Consider the following 12,808-nt stretch of genomic DNA (forward strand, 5'->3'; position numbering starts at 1 on the left):
AACCTGATTAAACAATCACTATCTTCATCCCAAAGCTTTTCCGCGGGGTCAAGTGTATTAGCACTGTACGCATGGATTCATTCTTATGTGCATGTAGATAAAAAAGGAACTTAAATAATATGTTCACTTTTCCTTATATAAATCCTGTAGCATTTTCAATAGGCCCGTTACAAGTGCATTGGTACGGATTAATGTATTTGATTGGCTTTGTGAGTGGCTGGCTACTTGCTCACTGGCGAGCGAAGCACTATAAACTGGATTGGACCTCGGAACAAATCAGTGATGTGATCTTTTACGCAGCCCTTGGTGTCATAATTGGCGGGCGCATCGGCTATATGCTTTTTTATAATTTCGCGGAATTGGTGCATGATCCTTTGGCATTATTTAAAATCTGGCAAGGAGGCATGTCTTTTCATGGTGGCTTGCTGGGTGTTGCGATTGCCCTCTGGCTCTTTTCTCGCAAAAGCGGCAAATCCTTCCTGGAAATCGGTGATTTTATCGCTCCGCTGGTCCCCATCGGTTTAGGCGCAGGACGAATTGGTAACTTCATTAACGGTGAATTATGGGGTCGGGTTACTGACATGCCTTGGGGGATGATTTATACCCATGTTGATAATCAACCTCGCCATCCTTCAGAGTTGTATGAATTTGGTTTGGAAGGAATTGGCTTGTTCCTGCTTGTTTGGATTTATGCGCGTAAGCCTCGCCCTGTGGGCCGAGTTTCAGCCATTTTTTTAATAGGATACGCGATTTGTCGTATCATTGCTGAGTTTTTCCGACAACCTGATCCGCAACTCGGCTATCTTGCCTTCGGATGGTTGACTATGGGACAAATTTTATCTATTCCCATGTTATTACTGGGATTTTGGTTATGGTGGATTAAACGATGAAAACTTATTTAAACTTGTTAGAACATATTTTGCAGCACGGCAACCAAAAAACCGACCGCACCGGCACAGGAACTTTATCGGTTTTTGGTTATCAAATGCGATTTGATTTGCGCCAGGGGTTTCCTTTAGTCACTACCAAAAAATTACATATGCGCAGTATTGTGCATGAGTTGCTCTGGTTTTTAAAAGGGGATACGAACATCTCTTATTTAAATGAAAACGGGGTTACTATTTGGGACGAATGGGCTGATAGTAATGGTGAGTTGGGACCTATTTACGGCAAACAATGGCGAAATTGGCCAACACCTGATGGACGCACTATTGATCAACTCAGTGATGTCATCCAGCAAATAAAAACCAATCCTGATTCACGCCGCTTGTTAGTTAGTGCATGGAACGTTGGAGAACTGGATCAAATGGCTTTAATGCCTTGTCATGCTCTATTCCAATTTTATGTAGCGAATAAAACTCTTTCGTGCCAGTTGTATCAACGCTCTGCTGATGTATTTTTGGGAGTACCGTTTAATATTGCTTCTTATTCATTGCTCACTCACATGGTTGCTCAGCAATGCAATCTTAATGTAGGTGATTTTATATGGACTGGTGGTGATTGCCATTTATATCTTAATCATTTAGAACAGGCACGCACTCAATTATCCAGGGACCCGTTGCCATTACCCACCTTAAATATCAAACGCAAACCGCACTCGTTATTTGAATATGTTTATGATGATTTCGAGTTCGTAAACTATCAATCTCATCCTGCTATCAAAGCGCCTATTGCGGTTTAAATGCATTTCTAGAACGACACGGCATTACTATAGAATAGATTCCCGCCTGCGCGGGAATGACAAAAAATATTACCTTAATAGTGGCGTCTCTTTCCTCACCCTACTTGGTTTCAAAAAGTTTACGGATTTCATCCGGTAATGATATGGATTTATTTTTCGTATAATCTACCCAAACAATTTTGCAGCTGCCTTGCGCCATTATGACTTCATCCTGATACAACTCATGCTCCATCACCATACTTGAGTTTCCAAGACTGTGGATTTTAGAACACAACGTTACTGTCGCAGGATAAATTACCGGCTTTAAAAAAGTACATGCGACGTGAATCACTACCGGACCTGTTTTTTCAGTCATACTGATATTCAGCTGTCTTAACCATTCAATGCGTGCCTCTTGAAAATAATCAAAATAGCGGGCGTTATTTACATGGCCTAGTGCATCCATATCGCCCCAAGCTATGGAAAAAACTTTTCTATGTACTTCAAGGTTCAAGTCGGTCATTCTATCTCCATCATGATAAATCCATAGGATCCACATCCACATTCCAACGCACACCATTACCTAATTTATTACCTGTTAACCATTCGCGCAATTGCGTTAAAGTGTTTTTTAGGACTTTTCTGGAAGAAGACTTAAGTAATAATTGCATACGATATTGATTAGCTTTGCGAGGCATAGGAGCAGGTGCTGGTCCCATTACGGTAATGGAAGATGCTAAAATTTGCTCTTTAGCTGCATGCAAAAATTTTAAGACGCTTGCAGCTACTTTCCCCTGAGCTCTAATTACAGCCAAATAATGAAAAGGGGGCATTTGTGCTTGTTGGCGTGTAGCTAATAATGCATCTGCAAATGGATCATATCCTTGTTGAATCAGCAAATTAAGTAGTGGGTGATTGGGTAAGTGCGTTTGAATCAAAACTTGACCGGCTTGCTCCTCGCGACCTGCCCGTCCCGAAACTTGCATTAACAATTGCCCTAAATGTTCCAGAGCCCGAAAATCTTGATTATAAAGTCCCGCATCAGCATCGACCACTACAACTAAAGAAAGACGTGGAAAATGATGACCTTTTGCTAACATTTGGGTACCTACAATTAACTGTGCCTTGCCATTATGGATGTTGTCTAGATGCTCATCCAAAGAATTTTTTTTTCGAACTGCATCACGATCGATACGCACTACCTCTGTTTTTGGAAAATATGCGCTTAAAAACTCATGGATACGTTGCGTACCCGCGCCAACCGGAATTAATTCCATACTATGGCAATTACGGCAACAATCCGGAGTTTTTTGGGTTAATCCACAATGATGACAAATCATTTTTCCTAACTGTTTATGTAGAGTCAGATGACTGTCACACGCACGACAATCAACCATCCAGCCACATTGGTGACATAACAGAACAGGAGAAAAACCTCGGCGATTAATAAATACCAATACCTGGTTTTGTTTAAGTAAATGCTCTTTAATGACATGTAAGGTTGGAGTTGCCAAACCATGTTGGAGTGTTTGTGAGCGCAGATCAATCAGTTGATAATGTAACGGGGTTGTCGAACGTGCTTTATGAGTCAAGCGTAGTAAGGTGTATTTTTGTTGCATTACATTGTACATGCTTTCCAAACTAGGAGTCGCTGATCCCAAAATAATAGGTATATTCGTTAAATGAGCCCGCATTAATGCAGTATCTCGGGCAGAATAGCGCACTCCCTCAATTTGCTTTAATGATGCATCATGCTCTTCATCGATGACAATTAATCCTAAATCAGGCATCGGTGTAAAAATTGCCGCTCGAGTTCCTATCACTATTTTGGCCTTGCCTTCTTTGGCTAATTGCCAAGCAACTTGTCTTTCTGATTCGTTCAAGTCGGAGTGAATCACAGCAACAGCTTGTTTAAAACGCGAGGTAAAACGCGTCACTAATTGCGGGGTTAATCCGATCTCGGGTACCAAAATTAACACTTGTTTTTGTTGCTCAAGCACTTGGGCAATAACATGTAAATAAACTTCAGTTTTACCACTTCCTGTAACTCCTTGTAATAAAAAACACTGATATTGATACAACGCTGCAGTAATTGCCGTTACAGCTGCAGCTTGTTCAGGATTAAGTATTAATGGAGGAGATGGAGAAACATCTGTTTTTTCTGGCAGTATAATTTGCTGAGATAAAGAAAGAACCTGCGCAGCAAGCAAGCTACAGAGCTGGGTGGAATTAAATCCTTTTTGGGTCAAACAATTTTTGGGAACGGGGTCTTTTTGAGTACTCAAGAACTCAACCAGCTCCAGTTGTTTACGGGCACGAGCCGGAATAAGTTTTTTAGCTTCTTCCAGAGGCAATGCCAATTGATAAAAATCACCCCTAGGTAATTGGCTTGCCTGTCCTAATCGATATTTTTTAGGTAGCGCAAGTGGCAATACTTCAGACAAAGGCGACTGATAATAATTGGCGATCCAAGCACACAACGTTAAGGTAGCTTCATCAAGTAATGGTTGGTCATCAATAATTGTGCTGATGCTTTTTAACGAGGCAACATCGTACGAGGGTTCATTTTTACCGACTACTAAACCTAAACGTATTTGTTTGCGAAAAGGAACCCATACTCGCGCGCCAACGCAGGGAGTAAGTTCCTCCGCAATATAATCAAAACAATCTCGATGGGTATGGGGAATGCAGACTTGATAAATAGCATTCCCATTTAGCGCAGTGTATTGCGTCATAGGCACTCCAATATCATGGCGCTCCATCACTTCCAAAGATGCATCAGTAGACAGTGATGAAAAAGCGCTTTTGACAGAATGGTCATGCTCGCTTTTATTCATGCGCTCTTTGCCATTGATGATTGGCGGATTGTCCTGGAGCTGAAAAAACCTTGACCACAACCTTCTCAATACGATGTCGATCCAACTCTGCTTTATCTTTAATCAGTTCTTGCACAAACCAACGCGATAACTCCTCTACCGTAATATTAGTTACTGGTAATAAAGTCACATCTTCTTTAAGAAAGGGAATTTTCTTATGATTAAAAGTAAAGTAATAATATTCATCATCCTCAGCATACTCCAGAAAGGGAGAAAATTGCGGCATCAGAAAAGTTTGATTTAAATAACGACATAATTTGTGGATGCGTTCTTTATAATAGCGATAGTCAAAAGTCATCCCATTTTCTTCAACCCAAGTCGTGAGTGCCAAATAAACCCCATACATATGGCCATGTAATGGTTCTCTTTCTGTGGCAGAAAAAATGGTCGTATGACCAGCAGAAAATTTCATGGACTCTTTTTGTAATTCCACGGTTGTCAGGTATCTTTTTATGTTCATAAACTCACTCGTTTATCATTTAATAGAAATCCGTTTAAGGAAATTTCCACATTTTTACTTAAAGCGATCACTTTAAATAACTCTCCCATTTCACTGGGAAGAGTAAGTTGCTTTATCGCTTGTTTTGCTCTTACTTGTTCTACCTCATCATCCAAAGTATTAATTAAGCTTAGCAAACCGTTGGCCAGCAAAAAAGAGGCTTGATTGGTAAAACCTGCGATATGAAAACCAGCTTGTTGTCCCGCCTCTGCAACATGTGTAAAATCCACATGCGCGGTAATGTCTTGCTCTCCAGGATGCAACAACGGATCTGGATGACTATGATGTTGATAATGACACATTAAAGTGCCCTGATTACGATCAGGATGATAATACTCGTGGCGAGGAAATCCGTAATCAATCAAAAACACCACGCCTTGTTTTAACATCTGATAATTGCTTAAGACCCAATCATCGATAAAAAGATTCACCTCCGAAAGATAAGGAGTATTTTGCAGCGATAATCGCTTATCAATGTAATCCAGCAAACGTTGATTATGACAGGGCTTAAATAATTCTATTAATTGTTGCTGTTCATTCAAAGCAATATAGCTTTCCATAATGCCCTGTTCCGTTTTCATAAATCGATGAACCGGCATAGCATCTAGAACTTCGTTTGCCAAAACCACCCCATTAAAAGGAACTTCTGGCCACTGCTCAAGCCAGGTAACTAAATGAGCGAGATGAGGAATTTTTTGGCCGACAAGTTCCCTTTGACGATGTTGTAAATTAGCGCTGACCTCCAAAATATAATAGGCATCTGGCAACGCGTTCTGCTCCGCTAAATGCTCTAATACAGCAACACAAAGAGCGCCAGAACCTGCACCAAATTCGAATATTCTTGGCGACTCAAGTGTCATTAACACTTGCTGGCACTGATTCGCTAGCGTTTTACCAAATAAGGGAGTCAATTCAGGGGCTGTAATGAAATCACCATGCTTCCCTAATTTTTGCAACCCTGAACTATAATATCCTTCTCCAGGAGCGTACAATGCATATTGCATGAATTCTACAAAGGGAATAGCCTGGCGTTCGGTCAGTAGCGCGTGTAAGGTTTGTATTATACTCATTGTTATACTTTAAAAAATTTAGCTGGGTAAAACCGAAGCAATGCATCTTGACTCTACGTCCCGCGGCTTGTCCGTGGGATCCTGCGATAATAAGGTCTTTGGCTCCCGCAGACAAGCCGCGGGACGTAGGCAAAAGTTCGGAAGCTTCGCTTCGCCCAGAATAATCGAGAATAGGAACATACATTGAATCCGACAAACAAACAAGAAGCGAAAGTTGCTTTAGTCACGGGTGGAGCACGTCGTATCGGTGCCGCGGTAGTCAGAAAACTCCATACCGCAGGATATAAAGTAGTAATTCATTGCCATCAATCATTGTCAGAGGCTCATGTCCTTGCCGCAGAGTTAAATGAGCAACGCGCCTATAGTGCCTTTGTTTTACAAAGAGAATTAACGGAACCATGCGCAGCAGAAGAAATGATGATTACCGTTCAAGATTGGGCCGGGCGTTTGGATTTATTAGTTAATAATGCTTCTGTGTTCATCCGCACCGAATTTACTGTATTTTCTGAAACAGATTGGCAGGCTCTTTTTGACATTCATGTTAAAGCGCCTTTTTTATTGAGTCTCGCAGCACGTCCTTTGTTGGCAAAGCAATCTGGAGCCATCATTAATATAAGCGACACCCATGCAGAAAAACCATTGAAAGACTACTCTGTCTATTGCCAAAGTAAAGCCGCTTTGGAAATGCAAACAAAAAGCTTGGCACGCGAATTTGCTCCTGAAATCAGAGTCAATGCCGTTGCGCCAGGGGCCATTATTTGGCCTGAGCATTCCAATACCTTAACTCTAGAAACACAAGAACAAATTATTGCGAAAACTCCTCTAAAAAAACATGGTAATCCCGAATATATTGCCCAAGCAATTTTAGCCTTGGCCGAAAACCCCTACATTACCGGACAAATCCTCAAAGTGGATGGGGGTAGAAGCTTGATTGGCTAGTTGATTCATCCCAATTGATTAATCACTTCACTTATTGAATAATGAATAAAAATAACAAGGATGATGAATCAATTTATGAAGAACATAGCCACTTTGATACTTTGTACGCTAAGTGTTGGAATAGCCCAAGCTGGCACTATGGGGCCTGTATGCAGCCCTGATAATGTAACCGTCCCTTGTCCATGTAATGCTTGGGATTTAGGTATTAGCGCTTTATATTTACAACCAAACACCAATTCAGCATTACTTAATCCAATTATCAATCCAATCAGCAATGCATCACATACCGTTGATTCGTCATGGGACTGGGGGTTTTTACTTGAAGGAAGTTACCATTTTAATACAGGAAATGATCTTAATGTTAATTGGCTGCATTTTAATCCTGATAATTCGGATCACTTTTCATACTTTTCTGGAGATGTCTTTAATCCAGTTACTACCTTCACCGATTTAAAATTCGATACGAAATTTGATGCCGTTAATTTAGAGTTTGCACAAACCAGTCATTTCGGTAAAAAGAAAACCATTCGTTTTTATGCCGGGGGACAATATGTCAACACCCAAATCAAACGTTCTGACTATGAGTTTGAAAAACTCCCTTCTGATCCTGCACCACATATTATACAAAGATCCGTCGCATACACTAAATTCCAAGGTGCAGGCCCGCGAGTTGGTATAGATATGTCTCGTGATATGAACTACGGTTTCTCATTATTTGCCCAAAGTGCCATGGCCCTGTTAACTGGGCAGGGCAAAGCCAGCCTATCTGGAGCAAACCTAAGCGGTATCGCTTTTCCTTTTAATGCTCAGGCAAAACAAACTCGTCTTGTACCCGAACTAGAAGCAAGATTAGGTGCAAGTTATCAATGGTCGGCAAGTATGGGACAGTTTAGTGTAATGGGCGGTTGGATGTGGCAACATTATTTACACATGTTTCTTCTACCTCCTGGCGGAAACAGTAATCCGGCAACAACTGTAACCCAGCATGATTTCTCTTTGGATGGTCCTTTTATCAAAGGGAAATGGGTTTCTGGATGTTAACTCTTCATGATGTGTGATGTTCGATGAAATACAGGATGCCACTGAATTTTTTGAGTGATAAGAACAATGTTCATAAATCGGTGGGACTCCTGTTTTTTTTGTTAATGATCGCCTCTTTTCTATTTAAGGGAACAAGTGACTATTCCATTCTACTGATTAGTTATGGTGTCATAATTACCACCATTCTTGGTTCTATTGGTTATTTTTGGTCCCTAAAGTCAATTTCTAAATTAACTCTTTTACTGGGAGCTTGGCTCGTTTGGATCATTCTCCCCCCATTAGTAGGGCTGGTTCCTCGCACCGCCCTTTTTGGTATTTTTCAGTGCTCCATGTGGATATTTGGCTTCATTTTATTTAATAGAGATTCTGTTGCTGATTGGTTATGGAACAATTTACTTAAGCTGCTCTGGGTGCTAGGTCTTGTTTGTGCGGTTTATGCTCTGATTCAATTATTTGCTAGAAATGCGATGCCAACCGGTTTTTTTGCCAGCAAAAATACCGCTGCTGCTTTTTTAATGATGATTGATCTCCTATTGCTAGGTAAATTTTTTACTCTAGATTACGCTGGACTCAGGGAAATAAATCAATTTAAATCACCAAAAATCATCACCCTAATCTGCCTCTATATAATTACCTTAGCCTTATTGGCTGCTTTAAGCCGTGGCGTTATCTTGTGTTTTATTTTCTTTGCAGCCCTGGAAATCGTTTTATGCCGTCATGAGATAAAACTCAAAAGTATTTACCAATTATCAGGAATTGTAGTTTTGGCTTTGGCCACTTTGTGCCTCTTTGCTCAACCTGCCATACATCATCGTCTTGATTTACTCGCCCATGAAAAATCACGTCTTATTATTTGGGAGGGTGCTTGGCACTTATGGAAGATAACCCCATGGTATGGTTTAGGTATTTTCAATTTTAAACAGTACTACCCTGCCTTTAGCTTACCAGGTGATGGTTCTAATCTCGAATACGCTCATAATGACTTTTTACAATTATTTGTTGAAACTGGAATACCAGGTATTGTAATTCTGCTTGGAATTATAGTGACGCTGCTCAGCTATTTAAAAAGCTACTTAAACCACCCGAATCAAAACCCTGTAACACATATCCAAGGCATAGCCTGCTTTAGTGCACTAGCGGCTTTAGTATGTCATAGCTTTATTGATTTTAATTTCTATGTATTCCCTATGAATCTCCTCATGGGGTGCTGTTTGGGCTATCTGCATTATTTTCTGAGGACAAAGGGCTGGGTTAAAATTTATTCATTCTCACTAAAAAATATTTGGATCCTGCGTTGTGGAATCATTGTGTTTCTATTCCTGATAAGCTCTTATTTTATTCGCTTTTTCATCCTCGAACATTATATTGAGAATACTGAAGCAGCAATTCAAGCAAAACAATTCAATGAGGCAATTGCTGCAAGCAATCACGCGCTGAACCTATTTCCTTTTGTTGAAATTCAAAGCCTTAAAATTGACGCATATTTACAACTAATCCAACATGCAACATCGAATCGCGAGCGTCATTCTTGGATAGAAAAAACTGAATTTGCAATTAAACAAGCCATTGCAATGAACCCCTATTTTGCACGTCCTTATTTTCAAATGGCATTGTTACAAAGTTTAGAGCGAGATGATGCTCAAAAAGCAAAAGCATATTTTCGTAAGGCTTTAAAAAATGATCCTCATTTTTGTTTAGCGCGACTCACTTTTGCTCGATTTTTAATAGAGCAAAATGAACTGCACCCGGCTCAACAAGTCTTGGAAACCGGTCTTCAGTATCCTATTTCTCCAGAATATATTGAGCTTTACTTAAATTATCTTGCCAAGCTTCGTTTTGCAAATGGCAATCAGGAGGGAGCCCAAAAAGCAGCTCAGCGATTGGAGCATCTTATGATTTATAATCAAGATTATAGTGATTTGATTTAACCTTTCTTAAATAACGCGATGACAATCGCATTAAAACAACGATCGCAAAAAACAATGTATCATCTCCAAAGAATCTAATAAATAAAAACGATTTAGTGCTGATTCATCAAATAATTTGCCAAAATAATAACGAACTAAGGACTTACTTTGTAAAACGGCCTTATACTCATCCTCCAATGCAGCCAATCCATGTAAATGCGTCATAAAAAGACTAATCTTATCCGCTAAACTTATCGAAATACTCTGCTGTTCTAATAACTCTTGATAGAGCCAGGGTTTGCCACTGCCAGCACGTGATATCATATAAGCATCACAATCGCTTAACTCTATTGCCCTATGCAAACTGTGGATATTATTAATATCTCCATTAGCAATTACCGGAATAGCAATACTTTGTTTTATTTTTGCAATTTGTTTTAAGTCAGAAGCTACATCATAATCATCCATCCAACGGCGACCGTGTACGATCAGCGCATCAGCTCCTGCTTCTTCAATTTTTTTTGCCAGCAGAACATCCTTTGCATCGCCTTGAATGCGAATTTTTATAGTTAAGGGGATAGTAATCGCCGTGCGTACTTCTTTGACAATACGTATTAAGTGCTCCGGGTCTTCGAGTAAAGCACTTCCAGCACCTTTTTTACGAATTTTAGGTTTTGGACAACCACAATTGATGTCGATAATATCCGCACCATTAAGTTGTAATCGTTGCCCGGCTTGCGCCAATACAGCAGGCTCAGTACCTGCTATCTGATATGCGAGGATCTGTTCCTGTGGTGCCCGATAAATATAACGTGAATTGGTTGTATGTTTAAAAAGAATATCCGTTGCTGAACTCATCTCCGTCACACAATAAGCGGGAGCTCGATAATGATTAAATAAGGTTCTAAATGGTGCACAGCTATAACCAGCTAAAGGGCCTTGGATTAATCGATTGGATAAAGTCAAAGAGCCTATTTTCAAGGAACTGTTAATAAAAGCGTGCATCAATTTAATTCAGAGATATAATGAAGGCCAATTTTAACATACTTTAAACCCAGAAAAAGCTGTCGAACGCAGTTGTAAAAGCTAAGACCCCCAAATCAAATAGGAAAACTCCTTTATGGACAAACGTTATTTATCCCCATTGGAAATGCTCAATATTGCCACCCAACATGCCTATGCTGCCGATTATTTATTGCAGCAAATCAATGATTGGACATTTAGACAAACTGATCCACTTGCAGTATTAACTCCTGTTACTTCACTGATGTACCAAGCTTTTGTACTGACATTAAAAGCGTATTGTTTACACGAACAGCGCCCAATCAAAGAGCATAAAAAACTTATGGAATTGGTTGAAATAAATAGTCATTTGGGATTTTCACGCCAGGAGCTTGTTTTATTAAAGACACTTGCAAAAGAACAGGTTTTCCTTAAGGGAGCAGATTATGATTTATGGGAGAACCAACAACAATTCCAGGTTTTTTGTGAAGAGATTCTCTCTCTTTATCAAAACCTGCAAACGATGATGCCTTTGGAGCTCCATCCCGATTATCAACAATAATGTAGTCTGGGATGTGCCGCAGTGACCCGCCAAGGAGGACGTGGTCGTGAGTATCTACAATTCTTAGGTTACCTCTGCAGCACTTGGCAGCGAATGTAATTCACGCTAGGATAAGTTTTTTTATTTAACTCTATTCGATGTAATTTAAGATTAAGGTAGAAATTATGGAGCAAGTAGAAGACAGTATGACTGGAAATGCGATACAACGCCAATTATTACAGTTAAGTCATCACTTAAATTCACAAATTTTGGGTCAGAATGGATTAATTTCACGTTTACTTATTGCCTTACTCGCAGATGGCCATTTATTAGTTGAAGGAGCGCCAGGATTAGCAAAAACACGGGCAGTTAAAGAACTGTCTGATGGGGTTGAAGGAAATTTTCATCGCATTCAGTTTACACCTGATTTATTGCCTGGAGATTTAACCGGTACCGATGTATACCATCCACAAAATGGTTCTTTTGTGTTTCAACCAGGTCCTATATTCCATCACTTGCTTTTGGCAGATGAAATTAACCGTGCTCCAGCAAAAGTTCAATCTGCACTCCTTGAGGCAATGGCTGAGCGCCAAGTTACTATAGGAGGCAAAACCTATCCTCTGCCTGAACTATTTCTAGTCATGGCAACACAAAATCCAATTGAGCAGGAAGGAACTTATCCCTTACCTGAAGCACAACTGGATCGGTTTTTGATGTATGTAAAAATTAGTTATCCTGATGCCAAAATAGAGCATGATATTTTAGCCCTATCGCGCAAGGAAGCTTTAGGTGCCGTTATGGCCACTAAACCTGTTACCACTGAAAAACTCTCGCAAAAAACATTGTTTGAAGCACGTAAACAAGTACTGAATGTTCATACAAGCGATGCATTAGAAAATTATCTAGTACAATTAGTGGTAGCAACTCGTAATCCTGGCGTATACAGCGAAGAGCTGGGTCGTTGGTTGCGCTTTGGTGCAAGTCCACGCGCTACGATTGCTTTAGATCGTTGCTCTAAAGCTCATGCCTGGCTTTGTGGAAGAGATTATGTTACTCCAGATGACATTCATGTGATTGCCCATGATGTATTAAGGCATCGCATTTTATTAAGCTTTGAAGCGGAAGCTGAAGGAATCAATAGCGACGATTTTATTGACTCCTTATTGCGTTTAGTTGCTGTTCCGTAGAAAACTGGAGGTTTGGGCCTTGGGCCCAACAAATAGCCTTGAATCTGATGAATTCAGTCCCAATCTAAAGAGACATATGAGGTACA

12 protein-coding genes are annotated in these 12,808 nt (G+C 40.1%); 7 read left to right on the forward strand and 5 right to left on the reverse strand.

Going from position 1 to position 12,808, the window contains the following annotated elements; translation table 11 throughout:
- Positions 1–119 precede the first annotated feature (119 nt).
- Positions 120–890: a prolipoprotein diacylglyceryl transferase gene (gene lgt, locus ACWTEW_RS28565; RefSeq protein ID WP_454781414.1), complete on the forward strand. Its 771-nt coding sequence runs from the start codon at positions 120–122 to the stop codon at positions 888–890.
- Positions 887–1,681, forward strand: a complete 795-nt coding sequence (gene thyA, locus ACWTEW_RS28570) for a thymidylate synthase (RefSeq protein ID WP_454781415.1) — start codon at positions 887–889, stop codon at positions 1,679–1,681. Before lgt ends, thyA begins: the two co-directional genes overlap by 4 nt.
- A gap of 100 nt (positions 1,682–1,781) precedes the next feature.
- Here the strand turns inward: thyA and ACWTEW_RS28575 are convergent, their stop codons facing one another.
- From ACWTEW_RS28575 to ACWTEW_RS28590, 4 genes are all read right to left on the reverse strand, one after another.
- On the reverse strand, positions 1,782–2,183 hold the full coding sequence (locus tag ACWTEW_RS28575; protein ID WP_454781416.1) for an acyl-CoA thioesterase: 402 nt from the start codon (positions 2,181–2,183) through the stop codon (positions 1,782–1,784).
- A gap of 10 nt (positions 2,184–2,193) precedes the next feature.
- Entirely contained in the window at positions 2,194–4,395 is a 2,202-nt protein-coding gene (locus tag ACWTEW_RS28580; RefSeq protein WP_454781705.1) for a primosomal protein N', read from the reverse strand.
- Between the two features lie 94 nt (positions 4,396–4,489).
- A complete protein-coding gene (locus ACWTEW_RS28585) occupies positions 4,490–4,996 on the reverse strand; it encodes a 6-pyruvoyl trahydropterin synthase family protein (RefSeq protein WP_454781417.1) in 507 nt (168 codons plus the stop codon).
- Entirely contained in the window at positions 4,993–6,105 is a 1,113-nt protein-coding gene (locus ACWTEW_RS28590) for a class I SAM-dependent methyltransferase (protein ID WP_454781418.1), read from the reverse strand. Before ACWTEW_RS28590 ends, ACWTEW_RS28585 begins: the two co-directional genes overlap by 4 nt.
- 183 nt (positions 6,106–6,288) lie before the next feature.
- On the opposite strand from ACWTEW_RS28590, the gene ACWTEW_RS28595 reads away from it, so the two are divergent.
- The 3 genes from ACWTEW_RS28595 to ACWTEW_RS28605 all read left to right on the forward strand — a co-directional run bounded on the left by ACWTEW_RS28595 (position 6,289) and on the right by ACWTEW_RS28605 (position 10,013).
- A complete protein-coding gene (locus tag ACWTEW_RS28595) occupies positions 6,289–7,044 on the forward strand; it encodes a pteridine reductase (RefSeq protein WP_454781419.1) in 756 nt (251 codons plus the stop codon).
- A gap of 75 nt (positions 7,045–7,119) precedes the next feature.
- Complete coding sequence (locus ACWTEW_RS28600) at positions 7,120–8,085, forward strand: Lpg1974 family pore-forming outer membrane protein (protein WP_454781420.1); 966 nt, start codon at positions 7,120–7,122, stop codon at positions 8,083–8,085.
- A gap of 35 nt (positions 8,086–8,120) precedes the next feature.
- Positions 8,121–10,013 carry an O-antigen ligase family protein gene (locus tag ACWTEW_RS28605; protein WP_454781421.1) on the forward strand — a complete coding sequence of 631 codons (1,893 nt, stop codon included), beginning with the start codon at positions 8,121–8,123 and terminating at the stop codon, positions 10,011–10,013.
- 30 nt (positions 10,014–10,043) lie between these two features.
- Here the strand turns inward: ACWTEW_RS28605 and ACWTEW_RS28610 are convergent, their stop codons facing one another.
- Positions 10,044–10,997, reverse strand: coding sequence for a tRNA dihydrouridine synthase (locus tag ACWTEW_RS28610; RefSeq protein WP_454781422.1), 954 nt, complete (start codon positions 10,995–10,997; stop codon positions 10,044–10,046).
- Between the two features lie 115 nt (positions 10,998–11,112).
- Between ACWTEW_RS28610 and ACWTEW_RS28615 the strand changes: the two genes are divergently transcribed.
- Together ACWTEW_RS28615 and ACWTEW_RS28620 are read left to right on the forward strand one after the other, a co-directional pair.
- The gene (locus ACWTEW_RS28615; RefSeq protein ID WP_454781423.1) at positions 11,113–11,556 is read left to right on the forward strand and encodes a hypothetical protein; all 444 of its coding nucleotides are present in this window, start codon (positions 11,113–11,115) and stop codon (positions 11,554–11,556) included.
- A gap of 164 nt (positions 11,557–11,720) precedes the next feature.
- Positions 11,721–12,722 (forward strand): AAA family ATPase, encoded by a 1,002-nt coding sequence (locus ACWTEW_RS28620; protein ID WP_454781424.1) that lies wholly within the window; start codon positions 11,721–11,723, stop codon positions 12,720–12,722.
- Positions 12,723–12,808 lie beyond the last annotated feature (86 nt).

The sequence above is a fragment of the Legionella stuttgartensis genome (genome assembly GCF_977063405.2).

Coding starts and splice junctions, on each gene's coding strand:
- thyA (WP_454781415.1), top strand. CDS start 887: ATGAAAACTTATTTAAACTTGTTAGAACATATTTTGCAGCACGGCAAC.
- lgt (WP_454781414.1), top strand. CDS start 120: ATGTTCACTTTTCCTTATATAAATCCTGTAGCATTTTCAATAGGCCCG.
- ACWTEW_RS28605 (WP_454781421.1), top strand. CDS start 8,121: ATGCCACTGAATTTTTTGAGTGATAAGAACAATGTTCATAAATCGGTG.
- ACWTEW_RS28585 (WP_454781417.1), bottom strand. CDS start 4,996: ATGAACATAAAAAGATACCTGACAACCGTGGAATTACAAAAAGAGTCC.
- ACWTEW_RS28610 (WP_454781422.1), bottom strand. CDS start 10,997: ATGCACGCTTTTATTAACAGTTCCTTGAAAATAGGCTCTTTGACTTTA.
- ACWTEW_RS28600 (WP_454781420.1), top strand. CDS start 7,120: ATGAAGAACATAGCCACTTTGATACTTTGTACGCTAAGTGTTGGAATA.
- ACWTEW_RS28575 (WP_454781416.1), bottom strand. CDS start 2,183: ATGACCGACTTGAACCTTGAAGTACATAGAAAAGTTTTTTCCATAGCT.
- ACWTEW_RS28590 (WP_454781418.1), bottom strand. CDS start 6,105: ATGAGTATAATACAAACCTTACACGCGCTACTGACCGAACGCCAGGCT.
- ACWTEW_RS28580 (WP_454781705.1), bottom strand. CDS start 4,395: ATGACGCAATACACTGCGCTAAATGGGAATGCTATTTATCAAGTCTGC.
- ACWTEW_RS28620 (WP_454781424.1), top strand. CDS start 11,721: ATGGAGCAAGTAGAAGACAGTATGACTGGAAATGCGATACAACGCCAA.
- ACWTEW_RS28615 (WP_454781423.1), top strand. CDS start 11,113: ATGGACAAACGTTATTTATCCCCATTGGAAATGCTCAATATTGCCACC.